The sequence below is a fragment of the Belnapia moabensis DSM 16746 genome (assembly GCF_000745835.1).
Taxonomy (GTDB): domain Bacteria; phylum Pseudomonadota; class Alphaproteobacteria; order Acetobacterales; family Acetobacteraceae; genus Belnapia; species Belnapia moabensis.
Genome location: NZ_JQKB01000076.1, coordinates 1 through 20,259, shown reverse-complemented (window position 1 = coordinate 20,259; position 20,259 = coordinate 1). Strand labels below are relative to the sequence as shown.

General features: G+C 65.0%; 17 protein-coding genes. 10 read left to right on the top strand and 7 right to left on the bottom strand.

Going from position 1 to position 20,259, the window contains the following annotated elements; translation table 11 throughout:
• The coding region (locus EP26_RS25255) for a transposase (RefSeq protein ID WP_043342825.1) at positions 1 to 205 on the bottom strand (205 nt) is incomplete at its 3' end.
• A gap of 587 nt (positions 206 to 792) precedes the next feature.
• On the opposite strand from EP26_RS25255, the gene EP26_RS38285 reads away from it, so the two are divergent.
• Together EP26_RS38285 and EP26_RS25245 are read left to right on the top strand one after the other, a co-directional pair.
• Positions 793 to 924 carry a hypothetical protein gene (locus EP26_RS38285; protein WP_281177116.1) on the top strand — a complete coding sequence of 44 codons (132 nt, stop codon included), beginning with the start codon at positions 793 to 795 and terminating at the stop codon, positions 922 to 924.
• A gap of 790 nt (positions 925 to 1,714) precedes the next feature.
• Complete coding sequence (locus tag EP26_RS25245; RefSeq protein WP_245624513.1) at positions 1,715 to 2,668, top strand: hypothetical protein; 954 nt, start codon at positions 1,715 to 1,717, stop codon at positions 2,666 to 2,668.
• A gap of 475 nt (positions 2,669 to 3,143) precedes the next feature.
• Here the strand turns inward: EP26_RS25245 and EP26_RS25240 are convergent, their stop codons facing one another.
• Entirely contained in the window at positions 3,144 to 4,757 is a 1,614-nt protein-coding gene (locus EP26_RS25240) for an MFS transporter (RefSeq protein ID WP_043342822.1), read from the bottom strand.
• A gap of 997 nt (positions 4,758 to 5,754) precedes the next feature.
• Here EP26_RS25240 and EP26_RS25235 point away from each other — a divergent pair.
• On the top strand, positions 5,755 to 7,740 hold the full coding sequence (locus EP26_RS25235) for a DUF2779 domain-containing protein (protein ID WP_052389663.1): 1,986 nt from the start codon (positions 5,755 to 5,757) through the stop codon (positions 7,738 to 7,740).
• Between the two features lie 2,048 nt (positions 7,741 to 9,788).
• Here EP26_RS25235 and EP26_RS35350 read toward each other — a convergent pair.
• Positions 9,789 to 11,126 (bottom strand): hypothetical protein, encoded by a 1,338-nt coding sequence (locus EP26_RS35350; protein ID WP_157033763.1) that lies wholly within the window; start codon positions 11,124 to 11,126, stop codon positions 9,789 to 9,791.
• 66 nt (positions 11,127 to 11,192) lie between these two features.
• The gene (locus EP26_RS25220) at positions 11,193 to 12,215 is read right to left on the bottom strand and encodes a helix-turn-helix transcriptional regulator (RefSeq protein ID WP_052389661.1); all 1,023 of its coding nucleotides are present in this window, start codon (positions 12,213 to 12,215) and stop codon (positions 11,193 to 11,195) included.
• Between the two features lie 206 nt (positions 12,216 to 12,421).
• On the opposite strand from EP26_RS25220, the gene EP26_RS35345 reads away from it, so the two are divergent.
• The 7 genes from EP26_RS35345 (at position 12,422) to EP26_RS25195 (ending at position 18,952) form a co-directional block, all read left to right on the top strand.
• On the top strand, positions 12,422 to 13,312 hold the full coding sequence (locus tag EP26_RS35345) for a hypothetical protein (protein WP_043342817.1): 891 nt from the start codon (positions 12,422 to 12,424) through the stop codon (positions 13,310 to 13,312).
• Positions 13,313 to 13,329: 17 nt separating this feature from the next.
• A complete protein-coding gene (locus EP26_RS35340) occupies positions 13,330 to 13,491 on the top strand; it encodes a hypothetical protein (RefSeq protein ID WP_157033762.1) in 162 nt (53 codons plus the stop codon).
• Positions 13,491 to 13,817, top strand: a complete 327-nt coding sequence (locus tag EP26_RS25210; protein WP_043342814.1) for a hypothetical protein — start codon at positions 13,491 to 13,493, stop codon at positions 13,815 to 13,817. Before EP26_RS35340 ends, EP26_RS25210 begins: the two co-directional genes overlap by 1 nt.
• A 58-nt stretch (positions 13,818 to 13,875) precedes the next feature.
• On the top strand, positions 13,876 to 14,514 hold the full coding sequence (locus tag EP26_RS25205) for a hypothetical protein (protein ID WP_157033761.1): 639 nt from the start codon (positions 13,876 to 13,878) through the stop codon (positions 14,512 to 14,514).
• The gene (locus EP26_RS25200; RefSeq protein ID WP_052389660.1) at positions 14,515 to 15,198 is read left to right on the top strand and encodes an SGNH/GDSL hydrolase family protein; all 684 of its coding nucleotides are present in this window, start codon (positions 14,515 to 14,517) and stop codon (positions 15,196 to 15,198) included. It abuts the gene before it with no gap.
• Between the two features lie 178 nt (positions 15,199 to 15,376).
• Positions 15,377 to 15,529: a hypothetical protein gene (locus EP26_RS35335; protein WP_157033760.1), complete on the top strand. Its 153-nt coding sequence runs from the start codon at positions 15,377 to 15,379 to the stop codon at positions 15,527 to 15,529.
• A 492-nt stretch (positions 15,530 to 16,021) separates the two neighbouring features.
• Entirely contained in the window at positions 16,022 to 18,952 is a 2,931-nt protein-coding gene (locus tag EP26_RS25195; protein WP_043342809.1) for an MIT C-terminal domain-containing protein, read from the top strand.
• Between the two features lie 26 nt (positions 18,953 to 18,978).
• On the opposite strand, the gene EP26_RS25190 is transcribed toward EP26_RS25195, so the two are convergent.
• From EP26_RS25190 to EP26_RS36420, 3 genes are all read right to left on the bottom strand, one after another.
• Entirely contained in the window at positions 18,979 to 19,206 is a 228-nt protein-coding gene (locus EP26_RS25190; RefSeq protein WP_043342808.1) for a hypothetical protein, read from the bottom strand.
• Positions 19,207 to 19,489: 283 nt separating this feature from the next.
• A complete protein-coding gene (locus EP26_RS25185; protein WP_043342806.1) occupies positions 19,490 to 19,909 on the bottom strand; it encodes a VOC family protein in 420 nt (139 codons plus the stop codon).
• A gap of 73 nt (positions 19,910 to 19,982) precedes the next feature.
• The coding region (locus EP26_RS36420) for a hypothetical protein (RefSeq protein WP_043342803.1) at positions 19,983 to 20,259 on the bottom strand (277 nt) is incomplete at its 5' end.

Genomic DNA, 20,259 nt, shown 5'->3' with positions numbered 1-20,259 from the left:
GGTGCCGGACCCGCTCCGGCGAGCGCGGGTCGTCGATGCAGGCTGCCAGCCGGTCGGCAATGCCGAGGCGGCGCTCGACCTCGCGCAAGGCCAGCAGGCCGCCGTCGGAGGAGAGTTGCCCGCCGTCGAAGCGGGCGATCAGGAGCTTGCCGCCAACCGATGACAGGCCGGGCAGCGGCGGGGTAGGTTCAACCGTGACGGGCATGGTCTCCGGACGCGGCTGGGTTTGAGTGTCGTAGCCAAATTCTACGTCCGCACAACGGCTTGCGCCATGCCCGTCAGCCCTCGCGCATAATCCGGGCTAGCTGGTCGTGCCGAGTGGCCGCGATCAGGTCCAGCCGCCGCCCGTCGGCACGACGCTGCGTCGAGCACTCAAAGCCACCCAGGAAGAAACTCCGGAATAGTCCCGGTCGGAATAGTGCGTGCAGCTCTTGTGGCGCAGCGGCACCAGGCGTCCCTCCGAGCATCGCTGCTCCGGCCTGGATGGCCACTCCGGCCAGCAGCTCACGGCGGGTAACGAGATTCAACGGTCGGGGGGTGATGTCTCTCGACATCGGCCTCCTCAGAGAGCTTCGGATTGCTTGCAGCTTTCTAACGGCGGCTGCCATCACATGTTCCATTCTGGTGGCGCCACCTGAGCAACATAGTGCGAAACACCCCCGAGCCTCCATGAGCCGACATGCAAAGACAGCAGATTTCAGATCAGCCGAGCCGCCAGCCAACTGAGCCCCCTCGTTCGCTGACGCACGCCAGGAAAACGACCGGCTCTACCTCTATCAGGTGGCGCAGCGGGTGCTGAAGGACGACGCGGCCGGGGACGAAGGCATCGTGCGGCGCGTAGCAGCGGCGGAGATCGAGGCCGCGGTGGTGGACCAAGTCCGCGCTCTGCTACGCCAGCTCGAGATCACAGCGCTGAGCGTGTGACGGCATGAGCGCGACGGCCAGCATTACGGTCCGAGTGCCGCTCGCCATCCACCGGCGGCCGCGGCGGAGAATGGTGGTGACGCCGGTGCAGGACGGCGCGCGGGCTGTCGCTACACGCCCTGACCCTGCGTTGGTCAAGGCACTGGCCCGGGTTTGTCGTGCGCTTGACGATGGCGTCGTTGCCGAGCGGCTTCATCCCACGCACAACGGTGCGCAACCACGTCAACGATCTTTACCGCGGAACCGGTGTTCATGGACGAGCGGCCTTGACGGTCTGGGCTCGGGAGCGCGGCTTCGCCGCTGACGAGCGGATCAAACCGAAGAAGCGGCGACGCAGCCGGGAACACTGAGCTGGTGCAACCACATGAGGCAGGCAGATGAGGACGCGATCCTACCTCAGGCAGAACTGCAAATGGGCATCAGGATGGAACCTTGCGGGAGCCAAAGGGTTGGCGGAGCGCCCGCATGGCTCGCCGTGGCCCTCAACAGGGAGGCAGCTGTGCCTGACTGGGTTGTGGGCTCAGGGGAATGGCCATGAACCAGGATAGGACCGCGGGCGCGCTAAGACAGGTGAAGGGCTCCGGCCAGAAAGCCATCGGCAAGCTGACCGGCAACACAAAGCTTGGACTGGCGGCGCGTCCAAAATAATGGCCGGCAGCGCCCAATCGACCGTCGGCAGCTTTAAAGACCTGGGTCGGATTGTGGCGGACCAATAGCAGTCCATTGCCATGATGTGCTGCTGGTTCAGGCCTACGCCCCAACAACTTCTCAACTACAAGGATCTATCGACATGGTATCCAGAAGCGGAACAAGCATCTACGACGGCGGCACCACTGCGGCAGCGGCCTTCCCCGAGGGTGCCCCATCGCTGCCGTCCCGCATTTCGTGGGGGGCAGTCTTTGCCGGCGCCGTTGTGGCCGTGACGATCGGGCTCATGCTCAACGCCCTAGGTGCCGGTGTGGGCGCCACCACAGTGGACGCTGCCGCGCGTGACACCCCATCGGCTTCCTCCATCGGCATCGGCGCTGCCATTTGGCTCCTGGTGTCGAACCTAATTGGACTGGCGGTGGGCGGCTACGTCGCCGCGCGGCTTTCGGGCACTGCGGACCATACTGATGGTACCCTGCATGGCCTCGCCGTCTGGGGCACAACCTTTCTGCTTTCCGCCGTGCTGCTGGGCAACCTCGTGGCGGGTATCGCCTCCACCGCCACCAGCGGCGTATCCAGCCTCCTCGGCGGTGCCGCCCAAGGTGCCGGGTCCGCCGCCTCCGCTGTGGGCCAGCAGGTTGCCAACCGCACGGACACCGGCACGCTGCAATCCGCAACACAGGGCTTGGTGGATCGTGTGCAGGGCGCACTGGCTGGCGGGGGTGGCAATCCGGCCAGCATGACCTCGGACCAGCGCAAGGCGGAAATGGGGACACTCGTCACCCGGCGCGTAACTGAGGGCCAGCTGTCACAGCCCGACCGCGAACGCATGAACCAGCTGGTAGCCGCCGAGTATGGCCTCAGCCCACAGGATGCCCAGGCGCGTGTGCAAGCCGCCGAGCAGCAGGCCACCCAAGCTGCTCGACAGGCTGAGGAGTCTGCGCGCCGCGCGGCAGATGCTGCCGCCTCGGGCACCTCGATGGCCGCCTTTGCAGTCTTCGGGACTATGCTGCTCGGTGCCATAGCGACCATACTTGGCGCCCGCAGAGGTACCCGCGACACCCTGCTTGTGCGTGGAAACCGCGCAGTCGGCTGACATCGGGGCAGAGCGATGGGGCCGTCAAGGTCTCGTCGCCCACACCACACTGACCAGCCCGGTTGGGCGTTGAGCGGCCAATCAGAGGTCAGCCACAAATCAAGGCCAATGACGCTGAAAACGTAATCGGCTTCGGAATCGATTCGGTGTCCCGTGTGTAGCTGCCCAGCAGCAGCCTACTGATCTCTATCCTATCGTATATGACCGCTGGCAAGGTAGCCACCGGCCCATGTGGCCGAACCAAACCGTACCTCGAGCGCTTTTCCAGCAGCCGCAGCAGGGCAGAGGGTCGTGGCGCGACGCCGCACATGGCGCTGGGGGCTGGGATTAGGGTTGCCGCTCGCCGTGTTCGTGCTGTTCTTGGCGCTCTTCCGGTGGGACTAGCTGATCCCGATCGTGAAGGCGCAGGCGAGCGCGAGACTGCCGCGTTGAGGTACGCGCCAAGTTCCTTCAGTGATGCAGGAGGAGTTGCGGTTCATGGATCGACATTGAGGTGCCGCGATGCCTTGGGCGGCTCGTCGCCGCGGTGCATCGCAGCGGCTCGGGCAAGCGCCGCATGATCCGCTTCATCCAACCGTGTCGCTTCACGCAAGTGTTCGGTCCAGGACTCGACGGCCCAGAGCTCCGTCCACCGCTCGGGCTGAGCGACATCCTCGTACAATCTCCAGACAAGCGCTCCCGCGCGCATACGGACGTGGCGAACCTCCCCCATTGCCGCCAGGAAGGCGGCACGATCAGCGGGATCTATTCGGTAGTGCACTGCTTCCAGCAACCGGCCGGAGTCCTCGTGCAGCAGGTCCACGAACGTCGGCGCCGGCGCCTTCGGTAGGGGCAGCGGGACGTCAGGTAACCCTCGCAGCCGCGATGCCGCCGTGCCCGGCGCGGAACCATCCAGTCGCCAAGGTCGTACCGCGGCTGCCGCGAGTGCACCTGTACCTGCGCAGAGCACGAGTGCTGTCGGCACGCCGGCTTGAGTCCCCACCCAGCCCCACAGCATGGCGCCGAGCGCTAGCGCGCCGAAGAATGAGAGGTGGTAGACGCCAAGCGCCCGCGCACGCGCCCAGGTGGGCGAGGTCAGCTGTGCGGCGACCCCGAGCGTGCTGCCGGCCGCAAGCCAGGCTGCCCCGAAGAGTAGCATAGCGAGTGCCGCCGGCGCCCAGTGTGAGGCCAGGCCAAGCAGCGCCGTGGCAGCGTAGGCCAGGAGCGACGCGAAGAACACCAGCCTGCCCTGCGGGAGGCGCTCCCGCAGCATCGGCATCGCTACCCCCGCCGCCACGGCACCGCAACCGGCCACGCCCAGCATCAGGCCGAAGGCTGCCGGCCCCAGCCCCAGTCGGTCACGCACCACCAGCGGCAGCAACGCCCAGACGGCAGAGGCGAAGAGGAAGAAGGCACAGGCACGCAGGATAGCCGCGCGCATGGCCGGCACGGCGATGGCGAAGCGCAGGCCCGCGCGCACCGCGGAGGGGAGCCGTTCGGGTGGAAGATCAGAGCGGGGCGGTATGGGTCGGCGCCAGGCGACCAGTGCCCAGAGCAGCGCAAGGAAGCCGAGGGCATTCAGGGCGAAGGCAGCCGCGGCGCCTGCGGCAGCCATGACAAAGCCGCCGAGCGCTGGGCCGAGCGCGCGTGCCAAGTTGAAGCCGACGCCGTTCAGCGCGACCGCCTGCACCATGTCCTCATGCGGCACCAGCTCGGGCGTGGCCGCCGCCCAGGCCGGGAAAATCACCGCTGTGCCCGCACCGATAGCGAAGGTCAGGGCGAGCAGGCCCCAAGGGCCGAGTAGGCCCAGCGCAGCAAGCACGGCGAGCAAGAGCCCGGCTGCGGCAATCCAGAGCTGGGCCGCGATGAGGGTGCGGCGGCGATCCAGGACGTCGGCCAGCGCGCCGCCAGGCAGGGCGAAGAGGAAGACCGGCAGCATCGCTGCGGCCTGCACCAGGCTGACCATCACTGGTGAGGGGGCGAGCGAGGTCATCAGCCACCCGGCACTGGTGTTCTGGATCCACAGCCCGGTGTTGCTGGCAAGGTTAGCAAACCAGAGTGCACGGAAGGTGGAATGACGGAGCGGGGCAAAGGCCGGGGCTGCTTGCACGACGGGGGAAAGCCTGCGGGGGCGCGAGGACAGCCAAGACGCGGAGGGGACCCGCTCGTCCACCCGCACATGCCATACGCGCCCTGAGCCGGCAGGTTCACCGGCTGGTCCTGGCGCGCCTCAGCGTGCTGCATTGTACAGCGCGCGGATCCCAGATCGAGGCAGCACGTCGACCTTCGTCTCAGCGCGCACACGGAGTTCGCCTCCAGAACTGAAGGGATAGACCATAAGCTTCCAACAGCTGCGGTGGCGGCTGCGGCTGCGAGATCGGCCGCTTTCCTCAATTCAATGCCGCTACGCTCCCGGATGACCTGGCCACTTGGCAGATGGGCTACCGGCACATCCAAAAACTCGGTGGCCTACGGGGACGGCCAATGGACCGAGCACCGTCGCGTAACACCTTTTGGGAGAACCCAAGATCCAGCCGAGAGGTCAGCGCGTGCCGACAGCGAGTGGCGGTTCGGATGTGGCGCCGGCGTCGCCGCGCCGGTTAGAAGCGAAAAGGCTTGGGGCGGAGAGTGTGACCTTATCTGTAGATGTGACCGGCAGCCGGTAGCCACGCTGAATAAGGCGCCGAGACCCCGCCCGAAAATCGTGCATTTTCAAGGCAGTAAAGCTTGAGGGTTAAATCGGCCCACCCTCAAGGTCCGGAGAGTCTCCGGCACTTCGGAGAGAAAACCCGGCTCTGTTCCGTAACCGTACCATCAAGGTTGCCGCGAAAACCCAGGCCAAACCTGCGCCTCAGCGCACCGAGCCGGTTAGGAGAGACAGGTTGTATGGAAGCCGACTGGAGCAGCGATGGGAACTGGGGAACGAAATTCTCTGCCTTTTGTATGTAACAATAGCGCTTACAAAGCCAAGGCATGGAATCGACCTCGGATTGATTTTTTATCGTAAAACGAGATAAACGCTGGCATAAATCGCGCATACGGATCGTGCGCGTGTAGGAGGCTAAACAGGCCCAGCAGCCCGCACGACGCGCGGGAGACTAGGCCTGATGTCACGCTACTTCACCAAGGCACGCTTCAGGATGGCCGTGGAGTGCCCGACCAAGCTGTTCTACGCCCGGCAGCCAGACCTCTATACCAACTCATCGCTCGAAGATCCCTTTCTTAAAGCCCTGGCCGATGGCGGCTTCCAGGTGGGCGAGCTCGCCAAACTTATGCACCCCGGCGGGGTAGAGATCACGTCGCGCACCCACGAGGAGCAGGTGGTCGAAACCCGTGCCCTGCTCACGCGCGACGAGGTGACGATCTTCGAGGCAGCGATCTGCCATGGCGACCTCTTCGTCCGGGTCGATGTGCTCCGGAAGTGTGGCGATCGCGTCGAGATCGTGGAGGTGAAGGCCAAGAGCTTCGATTCCCGAAAACCCGACCTGTTCGGCAGTCCGGGCCGCATCCGCAGCGACTGGCTGCCGTACCTGCAGGACGTCGCTTTCCAATGCCACGTGTTCCGCCTGGCCTACCCGCAGCTCGACGCCCGCGGCTTTCTCATGCTGGCCGACACCTCGACGAGAAGCACGGTCGACGGGTTGAACCGGCGCTTCCGCGTCCGGCGCCGAGACGGGCGTCCCGTCGTCGACGTCGCACCGGGCACCGACGCCCTCGCCCTCGGTGAGCCTGTGCTCACGGCGGTGAACGTCGATGCGTATGTCCGAGCGATCATGGTGGACCGCCTGCGTGCCCCGGGAGAGGAAAGGCCCTGGGCGGACCGGATCGAGCAGTTCGCCGGCGCGTGGCGCGACGGTAGGCGGCTCGGCCCGGTCATCGGCAAGCATTGCGGCGCTTGCGAGTTCCGGGTCCGGACCGGCGATGCGTCCTCACGCAGCGGATTTGAGGAGTGCTGGGCGACTCCCCTAATCGCGGAGCCGCAAGATCTGCCCGGGGGCACCGTGCTGGATCTCTGGAATTTCCGAGGCAAGACGCCCCTCATCGAGCGAGGGACGCTGCGCCTCGCCGAAGTGACGAAGGACGACCTGAAGTTCAAACCAGGCGACGGGCGACTGAGCACCAGCGAGCGGCAATGGATGCAGATTTCCGGAGATTGGCCAGGCGGCGGACCATTCTTCCTACATCGCGAGCTTATGCGGCGTGAGATGGCCCGATGGGCATGGCCGCTCCATTTCATCGACTTCGAGACGGCACGTGCGGCCCTGCCGTTCCGGAAAGGGCAGCGTCCCTACGCGCAGGTGGCATTCCAGTTCTCCCATCATATCATGGAAGAGAATGGCCGCGCGGCCCATCGCACGCAGTTTCTGGACACGGCGCCCGGCAGTGATCCGAACCTCGCCTTCCTGCGCGCCCTGCGCAGTGCACTGGGAGAGGCGGGCACCGTCTTCATGTGGTCGCACCACGAGCAAACCGTGCTGAATGAGCTGTTTAGGGAGCTGCAGGACGGGCCGGAGCCGCCGGCAGATGCCGCAGAACTCGCTGCCTTCACCGTCACCCTGACGGACGGACCGCGCACGCTCTACGATCTGTGCAAGCTGGCGGAGCATGGGTTCTTCCATCCCGCGACAAAGGGTAGCTGCTCCATTAAGAGGGTGCTGCCTGCGGTGCTGGGCAGTTCCGCGTTGTTACGGGCGCGGTATTCGAAGCCCGTGTACGGCGCGAGGTGGGGTATTCCGAGCCACAACTTCCGTGAGCAGATCTGGTGGCACGCGGACGGAGCGGGGGCGAAGGACCCCTATACATTTCTGGGGCCGGTGTTCCGCGACCTTGAGCCTAGTCTTCTGTCGGAGCTGGAGTCCGCCGAGAAGCTGGCGATCGCGGAAGGTGGAGCAGCCGCTTCAGCTTACGCCCGCCTACAATTCGAGTACCTGCAAGGCGACGAGCGCCGCTACATCGAGAAAGCTTTGCTGCGCTACTGTGAGCTCGATACGTTGGCCATGGTGATGATCGTGGAGGCTTGGCGGGAATGGTGCCTCGCGCCCGACGCCGTCCCGAGTGTGCCGCCCCGTTTGGAGCGCGTTCCGGCGCTCTGACCGGCGCAGGTCAGCGCACTGATGAGGAGACGAGGAGAGCACCGCCATCGTCGCTGGCGTTAGGGACGGCGGAGACGGTCACCACGACCCGCGGGGCAGCTTCCGCAACTCGGCGCAGCAAGGCGTCGAGCTCCAACAGGAGCCATGCGACCGGAAGGGTCAGACAGAGCAGCAGCCGCTCCCCAATTTCTCCGTCCGCGCCAGCGGATCGGACGGCGCCCACCAACCTGGATCCGAGTTCCATGGGACTGGCGTCCGGGAGTGGCCAATACGCCGCGAACCCCGAATGTCGGCCGTTCACTGCTTCCAGCACATCGGAAGGGTCGATGCCGACGATGCCTCGGCATGCGACAGTCGCCGCCAGCGCGGTTAGCACCCCAACCCACACACAACTCCGATTCGCCCCCGGCCTGCAGAATGGAAGCAGGCGGATTGTTGAGAATTACGCCGGCTCCGGCCAAGCCGGCGGCGGACCGATATACGGTTTCTCTGTCGGCAGGAGCACCACAACCGGGCCGCGGCGCGCCTGCATGCGGACCACGGCACGGCCACCCACCTGTTCCTTCGAGTCCGTCGGATCATACGCAACGACTGAGAAAGACCATGCAGTTGCGGAGGCGACGTCCGGGTCGCAGGTCACAGGAATCCTCGGCGGTCCCTCGCACAATTGCATGGCCACGCAGTTGTCTACCGCCAGTCGAGCTGCATCGGCCAGCGCGCCGAAGCCGAGGATGGCGGCACAGGCTTGGCGCTGCTCCGATCCCATCACACCTGCAGCCATAGAGCGCCTCCGATCACCGCCCCCACGAGCGTGGCCCGCGATATCTCTCTGGTAAATTGAGCTCGGCCGGCTCTGCTGACAGCTCGTGCGAGGCACGGAGAACCCGCTGCGAGGCCAGCGGCAGCCGCCGTAAACCTCCCGCCTCCAGCGACTTGGCAATGGCCTTGCGGGTCGCATCTGAGATGGGCGCGTTGCGCGGGCCGAGCACGAGAAGCAGACAGAATGCGCCTCCTTTCCGGATTTCGACTGCAGCCACGGCGGGCTCCGCTCCGCGCCACTCCACTAATCGGCGCATGCCGGTCACAAGTTCGAAGATGTGCTCTGGACGGTTCGCGAGGCAACTGCGGAACCGCCGTGCGAGGACGACCAGTTCCGCGCCGGTGCTTACGGGGATGAGCAGTGGCGCCGGGTGGGTGGCAAAGCGGCGGCGCGGCCGCCCGCAATAGCCGCCGGCGCACAAAGCGCCAGAGGCCGCCAGGCCGCACGCTGCGCAGGGCGCGGGCTGCTACCACGTCGGGTTCGAGGACGCCCGCGACGTGCGCCAGCCGGAGCGCGCTGTCCAGAGCCCGTGCCGTGCGCCTTCCCGATTTACCGAGAGCGCCGAAGGTTGCCGTGACGAGAGGATCGAGGCTCGCTACCTCTGCGAGGAGGAGCGGTTCCGCGTGGCAGATATGCGGCAGCCCCAAGAGAGCATCGCGCATCGGTCTCGTGAGATACTCTCCAAGGTTCTGGTAGTCTTCCAAGACAGGCGCGCGCGGAGGCGGCCCAGGAGGGGTCAGAGGGCGAGCGGGGCGTCTGACAGGGCTTCCCGAAGCAGCGCCTTCGGACTTGATTCGTCGAGACGGCGCAGGAGGGCGCGGTGCCCGGCGCTGCCGTCACACCACGGTACCAGCTGGATGATGGCAGTATAGGGGTGGAGCGCTGAGGGCGGTGCCAGCAGCAGGTGCGTATTGAGTGGCGGATTTGCTCGGATGATGGTGCTGACAGGCTGGGCCAGATGACCCCAGGCAGCGGTGATTGCGGGACTGCTCTCGCGCGCTAAGGGACCGAGGAACGGCAGGATCTGGCCCCCAGCAGAAGGGGTAGCCAGATTACCTGGTTGGCCTGGACATCTCTGAGCGGTCGTCACGCGATATGCTTGTTTTACATGAGCCTCATCATTCGCATGGCTACACGACAGAGCTGGACGTGCTTGGCATTAACTAGACAGCTTAAGCGGAAGCCCCTTAATATCCAGACCAAAGGTGGTCAGCTGCGTCGCCGACTCTCAGCCGGTGAGGCTGTGTGTAGCAGCGCCAAGCACGGCGAAAACGGTCGCTGGGTCGTGCTTTGCGGGATCGAGCCAAAAGCTCGCATGCATAACCGCCTCGCTCTGACGAACTGGCTTCGCGTCAAGGCCGATCGCTCGGCAGGCTTCAACGCTCGCCAATGTGTGGCATTGGAAGCCGCCTCGGCTGGGTGTCATCGCAAGAAGCCGTCTCTGCGCGCCTATATTGAGGCTGATGCGCAACTGTGCGACTTGTTCGGTGAAGAACGGATTGAACCCGTCGGGGCATTTCTCCAGGATCTGCCCGACAAATCGTTCGCCGTCTGTGGACAGCACCTGCCGGAACCGCGCTTCACCGCCGCTCATCTCGTCATCGCTCATCTCGTCATCGCTCATCTCGTCATCGCCCATCTCGTCACCGCTCATCTCGTCACCGCTCATCTCGTCATCGCTCATCTCGTCATCGCTTATCCGGGCGTCGTTTCGCTCGACGCCGGTTCTGGAATTTGGATCACGCACAGGCGCATCGCGGGACGTGTGCGGCGTTACGGCTGGCTGGGAGGCTGAGCAGAACGATCCAACAAGGTCTGCGAGTAGCCTCACCATCTCCTCGCGCACTTCCTTGGGAGTGACGTTGTCGCGCGCGCTCGCGGGGTCTGTCTCCTTGTTGCAAATCGGCCGCAACTGCTTGATGAGGTTAGTCTCGCGCGGCAGAAGCCACACAGATTTCACAACATCTTTGTCTGGCCACTGATTGTTAGGCGACGTAATCCTCTGGTATTCGAAAGTGAAATGGCCAAGTATCTGGCTTTCATTTCCGGTACGCAGCGTTTCCCAATGTCTAGACGCGAACATCGCTTTATTGAAGTTGGACATAACGGTGCGCGTTCGTAGAGGCGGATAGAGATCTACGGCATCCTTCTGTTTCAGTCTTGGGGGAATAGTAGTGTCCCGGCCATTGAGGAGAGTTTGGGCTAGATCCTCGGCGGGATCGCCGGGGATTCGGAGTATTTTCTTGAGTGCTGTCGGCGAAAAAAATATGTCGCGTCCACGCAGCGTCATACCGAGGATGTGCTTGTACCAGCGATCAAGCACACATCCGCCGGATGGATCCGTATCCCCTGCGTAAAGTCCAACGTATATGAGGAAGCCGTCAAATATTACCCCATACAGGCCCGGCCCGGCGAGTTCTGTCGCCTGGACGGCGCCCTGCCGCTTGAAGCCGATGCGCAAATTGGCCCATGTGGGCATCCCCAGCGAAGGCCCAACTTCGCGGATCAGGAATAGGTCATCGGCAGCATACGACGGCATAGGCAACCTTCGAAAACTGATGCGCATTGTCTACCAGAACATTGTAGATTAGTAAAGAAATTTGCGTAGTGTGTTGCCAGGACTTCAAAGTTGCTATGGGATGCATCCGCGTCCCGGCGTGACTCCGCCTGCCTCGATCGTATCCAGAGCGCTCCGCAGCATTCCCGCATAGCGCGCGCGCAGCGAGGCCGGCGTGAGCACCGTCACACCTGCTCCCCAGGTGAACAGGTGCCACGCCATTTCGAGTTCGCCTCCCGCCGTGAAGGTGACCTCGAGAGAGCCGTCGGGCAGGTCACGCTTCCGCTCCGTCGGATGGAAGTGATACTCGCGTGCATCGGCGGCGACATCTGGGGAGAAGCGCCAGATTACGTCGAAGGGTTTCTCTTGGTAGACCCCGAAGGCGCGCTCGGCATAGGCATTCAGCGCGAGGCCAGCGCGCCGCGTGAAAGTTTCATTTGCAGGCTGCGCTGAGACGATGTTGGACAGCGCATAGAGCTTTGGTTCGACGCTCACCGATCCCGCCTCGTAGGCCACGAGGTAGTGCCGCTGGCCAAAGAGGAGTCCGTGCGGCTCCAATCGGAGAGACTTAGCGTGGCGACTCACCCGGCCACGGTAAACGACGTCGAGAACACGCAAGCCGAGCAGACCCTGCCGCAGCGTATCCAGGAGGCCGTCCGGCAACGTTGGTCGTGGGCCAGGCCGCAGCGCATGTCCCTCAGACTCCAGCAGTGCTTCGTAATCCGTCTCAACGCGCGCGCGCCGATCCGGCCGGGCCAGCACGGAGAGCTTCGCCCGCAACGTCTCGAGCGCCGACGCGCGGTCTGCCATGCCCTCCATGCGTAGCCGGTCGGCCGTGAGCGCCAGTTCCTCGAGTTCAATCGCGGTCACCTCGACGAGCCGGTTCGTCGAGCCCCGGGGCAGCCGCCACCTCCGTACGCGCTCCCCGGTGGAGACGAGCTCCATGGCTGGGAAGAGGCGCCCTACCGCGTCACGGAGGCGTTCAGCCGTTCGGCGCTCCACCTTGAGTTCGGACTGGATGTCTTGCAGCGACATTCCTCCATGCGAGCCCTCCATGAGCAGGGCAATCCGCAGGATATCCTCGGCACGCGCATACATGGGAGGCCTCGACCCGGCGCGACAAACGAGAGGCTGACGCGGCAGCCTGGATCACGCGAGCGCCACCATAACGTATTCAGGACGAATACGACAAGATCTGACGTGTGCGTCTGGCATGCTTCGCCTCGGCAAAGCAAGGAAGAGGCATGGTCCCCGTTCATCGGCACGGTCCCCGAGCGATCCTCAGCAATGTTCTTGTAATGCCTATGGCCGGAACGCTCCCTGGCCTGCTGGCCGTTAGCCTCCTGCTGGCACCGGCCGCGTGGGCGGCAGTTCCCCTCAATCAAACGCCGCCGGCACGAGAGAGCGACACGGCGCCTTCGGCCCGCGCCGATGACCTGGTTGGCGCGTGGGTGGCGCGGCTCCGCGCGGAGGTAGAGGCGTTACGGAGCGAGGGGGCCGAGCCGCTCCTGCGCACGCTGCAGGAGATGGCCGTGGCCGAGGCGCGGCTGCTCGACCGCATGCGCACAGCGTCCGGCCTGGACACAGCGCTGCCGGACGCGGCACGCATCTGGACGGAAAACGCGCTGCGCCTCGGGCGTGAGCTGGACAGGATGCCTGAAATCGCCGCCTCGCACCGGCGTCGGCTGGCCGCAGTCCGCTCGGTGCTGTCAGAGGCCGCCGGCGCGCGGCGCGCAGCGGAACGGGCGGCCGACAGTGCCCGAACCGAGCTCGGCCGCCTGCAGGCCACCCGCGCCGCCGCGGCCGCCGGGTCCTCTGAGGCGATTCGCGCCGAGATGCTCACGGCCGCCCAGGCGGCGACGGTAGCGGCGCGAGAGGCGCAGGCACGCCTCGTCGCGGGCTTCGCCACCCAGGCCGCCGAGATCTTCCGCCGGCTCGAGACCGCGAGCGAGGGACTGGACCTGCTGACGACTGCCGTGGGTGCCCATCAGCGAGTCCTCGAAGCGTCCGCTGACCTGGCCCGCACGCGCGTCGCGGCCCGCGACGCCCTGCTGACTCTCGCCGGGGTGGCCGATCGGCTCGAAGGGCTGCAGGCCGCCTTCGAGGGCTTGGCGGAACACTGGCAGAGCCTAGACGACCTCCTCCGGCGCTTGGGCGACCTTCCGATCGAGCAGGCCCGTCCCGGCGGAGCCTGACCCAAGGGGACATGTCGATGGATGCAGTGACGATGGTGGGCGTCGTGGTCTGGACCGCGCTCGTGCTGCTCGGCGCCGAGACCGGCACAGCGGTGGCGGCGAGGATTGTGGAGCGAATGGAGGCGGTGGCCGGCATGGAGGAGACGCCGGCGGCCGCGAACGATGACGAGGTTGGCTGATGGGCGTGGATTCGGTCTGGGTGGCGGTCGCGACCTTCGCTGGCTCTGGCATGGCGGCGGCGGTCGTGGTGCTCGCGACGCGCCGCCGCGCCGCGGGCTCGGCGTTCGGGCTCGCGTTGGCAGCCGTGGCCGCAGTCGCGGCGTGGGACGGCCAAGAGCGCACGGCCGGGTCCGAAAGCACGGTGCAGGCTGGACAAGCCCCGCGACGCCGCACGGCCACCGGTTGGGCGGAAGTTGGCGGTGCGCTCGCCGAGTACGGCGCCGCGCACCGCGCCGTGCACGCGCTGCTGCGCGAGCGCGACAGCCGGGATGGAGCGCCTCCATGACACTGCTGCTCCCTTGTCGGGGATGGCATGCACGATGGACATTGTGAGAGGGGACACCATGGACAAGCTTGATCTCAACAGCCCGACGATCTTGGAGGCGGTCGCCACTGCGACGGACCGGGCGGGTCTGGAGCGGCTGCGTGGGCTCGCACTCGACAAGAGGCGATCCGACGTCGCCCTGACGTGCGCGACCCGCCTGCGGACCCTCGGCACCCTCTCCTGGATTGCGGCCTCCCAGGATAGTGCGGCACTCGAGCGGATGCGCCACAATGCGTTAAGGGAGCGGAACAGCGAGGTGACCCGGGCCTGCCGAGAGCGGATCAACGTCCTGCGAATGGCGGACTGGCACCTGAACCCTGAGCGGCCGAGGGAGCGGGAGCTGATGCACTGGTTCGTGGACAGCATGGAACGGTGCCAAGCGCTGAAAGCGGCGGCCCACGGCAGGGCTACGCGGGCGGTGAGGACCGAGCAGATGCTCAAGCGACACGGTGCGATCAAGACGATGGCACGCGCTGTCCTCAAGCCAAAGGCGGGAGTGAACTTCGTGCTGATGGTTGATCACGAGCTGGCCGAGTGGACTATTGAGAGCGGCTGCCTCCGGTTCGCCGACCTGCTCGCGGAAGCTCCGGCGGCGATCGCCGTGTCGCGGACACGGCTCGCCGACATCGGTCGGGACGGCCGAGGGATGGGGCGCTGAATGAGCGAAGGCATGCACGAGCAGCGGGCAGCGCACCCTTCGATACACTTTGTCCTCGCCGGGGACTCCGTCTTCGACAACGGCACATACGTGCCGGGTTGCCCGGACGTCGTCCGGCAGCTGCGCGCAATACTGCTCCCAGGCGGACGGGCGAGCCTCCTCGCCGTTGATGGTGCGGTGGTGCGAGACGTTCCGCGGCAGCTCGCTCGCCTGCCGGCCGGCGCCACCCACATCGTGGTCAGCGCCGGGGGCAACGACGCCCTGTCGCAGGAGTGGGTGCTCGGGGACAGCGTGCGCAGCGTGGCCGAGGCCCTCGACCGGCTTGCACGGGTTCGGAGCCGGTTCCGTAAGGACTATGCGGAGATGCTGGATGCGGCGCTCAGGTATGGGCTGCCCGTCGCGGTCTGCACGATCTACGACCCGCGCTTTCCCGAGGCCGATCGGCAGCGGGTCGCAGTCGCAGCGCTCGCCCTCTTCAACGACGTGATCACGCGCGAGGCCTTCGCCCGTGGTCTCCCGCTGCTCGACCTGCGCCTAATCTGCAATGACGACCATGACTTCGCAAATCCAATTGAGCCGAGTGCGCGGGGCGGTGCTAAGATCGCCAGGGCGGTCGCAGGCCTGCTCACGGTCGGCACAACCGCGCGACACTCCTCAATCGTCATCAGAACTGGGGAAAGCTGATGACAGAAGACGAGTCCGTGCTCCTGAGTCCCGAGTATACGACCTGCGGGATCTGGATGCGATCGGGGCCGAAGAAGAACGCCGATTGCCTGCCCGTATCCGCCACCCTGCGCGCCCGCATAGAGGCCTGAAGCGCCTGGTGGGCACGGAGCGAGTTCTACCTGTCGCCGGGGGATCGGTGCCCTTCGATATCGAAGGCTTCGCGGCGACAGGGCGCTCGATTGCCGAGACCATCAAGGCCGCGCTGCCAGGATGGCACATTCAGTACCACGACTACTCCAAGGCCGTATGCGCCTGCTGCGAAGCGGTCGAAGAGGTCGCGCCCACTTGATCACGGTTGATTCAGGCCGGCATACATGGTGCGGCCGAGCAAGGCCGCGCTGACCCTAACGGCGGAGGACGAGTTGGCCCTCGTCGTCCAGCCACCGGCTCAGCCATGACCCGCTCCGCTACGGCGCCGCTCCCAAGCCCATCCGCCGATGGGAACGCAATGATAAGCTCCGGCGATTAGCATCGCCGGGAAGCCGCCGCTTGACCGACTGTCTCACCAAGGGCCGACGCTCGACGCCAACGGGCGCGCCGTCGTGCAGTTCGGTCGCAACGTGACCGTACACAAGTTCGCCCTCGCCAAGGCGTAAAAACGCGGTTCACATGACCCTCTGGTGCTGGCGCAGCCCTAAAGGTCCTTCACATTGGCAGTCGCCGTGGACCACATTCGCAACCGAGATAGTTGCAATAACAGCGATTTGCTCTTCCCTTGAAAATCTGAAACTGAAACAACTAATGGTTTATGTTACGCATCCGGCGTGACCGGGAGAGTTGCATGACGCCCAAAAATCCACTGCGCATTCGTCAAGATCTGGAGAAGGCCCGAGGCCGGATTGACCTCCTCGTCGGCGTGCTGCGCGAGAACCAGCGTGAGCGGCGCTGGAGGTTGGGCGAGGAGTGTGCACGTGCCGCTGACGGCCTAGCTCGGCTCCTCCAGGAGAATACTATCCCGGACGACTATAAGGTCGCGGTGATCGGCCGCTTTAAGGCCGGAAAGTCGTCATTCGTGAACGTGCTCTTGGGCAGCAAGCTGGCCGGCGAGGACACGAACCCAGAAACCGCGGCAGTGACCACATTCCGCGCGGGCGAGCGGATCCTCGCGAAGATCAACCTGATCTCGAAGGAAACCTGGGATGACCTGAAAGCCCTGCACGGTAAGGATCCCTCCGATCCAGCGGCACACCGGATCGCGAATTGGCTCAAGTTCTCAGGCAAGGACCCGAAGCCGTCGGCGTCGAGTCAGGTCGAGGTCTTCGACATGACTGCGATCGAGCGCGAGCACATCCGGCTCGGCGGGCACACCCTCACTATCTCACTGCCGCAAGGGAAGGGGGCCGAGGCGGACCGTAAGGCAGGGGTCGAGTTCCGGCGGAAGATCAAGCAGTTCACCTCCAGCACGAAGCCGCACCACTGCCTCGTAGAATCAATTGAAATCGAGACGCCCTCGTTGATCCTCCAGCAAGGCGTGACCCTGGTCGACACCCCGGGCCTCGACGACACTGAGCGCTTCCGGGTGCACCTAACCGAGCGAGCCGTGGAGGATGTTGACGCCGTCCTTTTCCTGACGAAGTCGGGCGCATCCTACGGGCAGGCAGAGAAGGACTTCCTCCTCAGGCTGCTCCGCAAGGGCACCGTGAGGCAGCTCGTCTTCGTGGTCACCCAGGTGGACCAGACGTACGACCAGCACGTCCGGCAAGCGCGTGACCAGGACGAGGACGCGGAGCCCATCGGCGTCAGGATTGAAGCGGAGCGCCGGCGCATCCGCGCCGAGATCGAAGCCACCCTCGACGAGTTGGCCGGCGACGCGGGCGCTGCATCGACGCAAAGGTTCCGCGAGCAGCTCGATTCTATCGAGATCGCTTTTACCTCGGCCGCGAATCACCGCGACCACGAAAGGGGTGAGCGCGCCGCGCACCCGATCGACCACGATGATCCGGGCGGCATGCGTGCCGTGACGAGCACGCTGTTCCGCATCCTGTCGACGGAGTCGCGGCTCGCCACTACGAAGCGCGCGGTCGAGCAAGGCACCGGTTCCATCCTCCAAGAGATGCTGACCGCCATCGAGAAGCGCCGCCTCGTCGTGGAGGGTATCAGGAACCGGGAGGTGGCTGAGGAGAAGCTCGCCACCTTTCGTCGACAGTTTGAGGAGAATGGCCTCCGGTTTGGTGAGGTGGGGCGCCAGGCATCAGACGTCCTAAAGAAGGAGCTGGCCGTCAAAGCGAGGGTCGGCGCTGTCGTATCCCAGAACGTCGCTCTAGAGGCTGACGGCATCCTCGCATCCTACGAGACGGACGACGCCGGGCGCCACTGGAAGACGCGGCGGAGCGGTCATTGGGGCTACATGGCCGACTTGCAGAATCGAGTCGCCAACAGGGTCTTTCCCAAGGTTTCGGAGCACCTCAACAGCCAGACCGAAGAGTTCGGCACATTCGTCGACACCTTCCGCGCTCATCTCGGTAGCCTGTCGGCGGACGCGGCGATGCTGATTAGGGATCTCGAGATCGGCGAGGAGCTGCAGCTCGACATTGGGACCAGCCTTGGAGAATTTCTCGAGAAGACACTGGAGACTCAGCATGACCTAATTGTAGCTGAGGAGGCAAGCATCGTGGCTCTCCTGGAGGATTTCGTCGACGACGAGGTCGAGGAGAAGATCGCCGCCGCGCGCGAGACGGTCGCCAGGGTCTGGGGCCGTGGCACGACCGTGAGTCAGACCAGCGAAGTCAGAGCGTTCTACCGCGAGGTTCGAGGTATCCTGAGAGAGGCGGTGCAGAGTCACGTCGAGCGCCGCTTCCGTGAGTTCGCGCAGACGCTCACCGAGCAGGCGGAGGCCCTGCCCGAACGCTCCATCAGCCAGGTCCGCGCGGAGATTGAGCGGGCTTCCGTCGACATCAAGGCCGCAGCCGAGGCGACCCTCGAAGGGCAGAAGGAGCTCTTCAACCGGCTCGTCGACCAGCTCAAGGTGGCGACCAGAGCTGCCTTGTTGGACGTCGAGGTCCTTCTGGCAGAAGAGGACGACACTCGATTCGGAGCTAGCGCACCCGCGCTGGTCGCCGCCCCAAGCTCGGCGGAGCCGGTGCCATCTGGTAAGCCAGCGGGCCGGGACGCCCCCCTCCTCAAGCCTTCGTTTACGGTTTCGGAACCTCCTATTTCGGACGAGGAGGCTATTAAGGATCCCGTGGCAGCCATCCGAAAGCGGGCAACCCGGTGCGTGAAGCGGCACACGCTGCGAAACGGCGAAAAGAGCTGGCCCTTTTCGCGTATTTTCTTGGCTGAGTACCTACAAGGTGCGACCGAGATCTGGCTGATTGATCCCTACCTCGCTCAGCCGCACCAGCGCCGAAACCTTCGCGAGTTCCTCGAGGTTGTCACAGCGGCGGCGAAGCCGAAGAACGTCCACATTCTAACCCGCGAGATGCTCGATCCGACTGCCGACAGCGAACGGGAATACTACGAGGGTCTCGACCGAACCTTCTTTGAGAAGGCTGGCGCTAAGGTGACGTACACGCTCGACGGTCACATCCACGACCGCTTCGTGGTGCTCGACACCGGCTACGTGTTCAAGCTCGGGCGAGGCCTTGACATCTATAAGCCGGTCGCCGGGCTTGGTGGCCGCGACCCTGCGCTACGCCAGACCCGGGCATGCGAGATCGACGTCTTCGCGGCCGAAGAGCCTGAGGAAGGTGTCGAAGGCAAGTCGCCTGCTTGACGTTGCAAAGCACGGCGGGTGCGGTCTTAGGTAGCACCCGCCTCCTGTTCGGGTTCGAAAAGCCGCCTGCGCTTTGTTACCGCCATGGAGAGCGTGGCCGGGACGAGGTCGAAGGAGGCGCTGGACGACACGTTGCGCGCCCATACTCGGACCGTGTTGTTGGTCCAGGCCGCGGCGTCGAGTTCGACGAAGCGGGTCGAGGAGGCCAGCACCGCCTGCGTCCGATCGCCCTGCCGGTAGCCGGCGACGGTCACGTCGAGTGAGCTGTGGCGCCCCGGGCTGGGTTGAGCAGGTTCCAGGCGACCTTGGCGGCGAACTCCCGCTGGCCCACCAGCAGGGCGGGCATGCGACAGAGCAGCGGCGGGCGTACTCCGGCTGCTATGGAACTGCAGAGGCTCAACTCGGTCCGTCGGCCGAAGCCGCCGATGCCGAGCTATGCAAGGGCGACGTCCGAACTGAGTTCGAGCCGACTGATCAGAGAGGCACCCGCGCCGAGCTCGACTTCAAGGCACCTGCAGGAATTTCGGCCGGAGAAGCTCAATCAGCCTTCGAGGATCGGTCCTGGTGGACCTCGACCACATTCCCCTCGGGGTCATGAAAGAAAATCTGCTCCCAGCCATTCATCGCCCATGCGCCATAATCCGAAAACGGTATGCCCTTCTCTGTCAGGCGCCGCTTGAATGCGTCGAGATCGTCCATCCGGAAGGCAATATGGCCGCGCTCAAGAGGATTAATTGCGTTACTGGTACGAAAGCCGACCTCGAGGTCCCGCTCCGCTAAATGAAGCTGGGTCACACCATCGGTAACGAAGGCTACTTTTCCGGCATAGCCGCTGTCCGTTACGCGAGCAGCTTGCAGCGAAGGTTTGGATTCTAGATCGAGCACAGTGCGGTCGAATTCGCTCATGGCTGGAACATCGGTCGAGCAGAAGTTCACGTGATGCAGCTTGATTTTCATAACGCCGTTACTCCCATCCCGCGGTTGTCGCGGTGGAGCTTAGCTTGAGTTTGCACATGCTGTGACGATCTCGTCATGATGCATGGATCCAGAAAAAGCCCTCGGCGGCGATAAAGGCGAGAGCGTCGTCGAGCGGCATGACCTCGCGGCCGAACGGGCCCGGGTTGCCCCAAGCCTCGCGGCGCCACCAGAGAACCTGAACTCTGTCACCCTGGCCGGTTAGGCGCAGCCGGGCGACAGGTCCGCCGGTGCGCTGGCTGTAGAGCGTGTAGCCCCTGTTGGCGCGCACCACCTCGATGCCACCGCGCCCGGCTGGCCAGGGGTAGGCCTCGATCCGGGCGCGCAGGTCA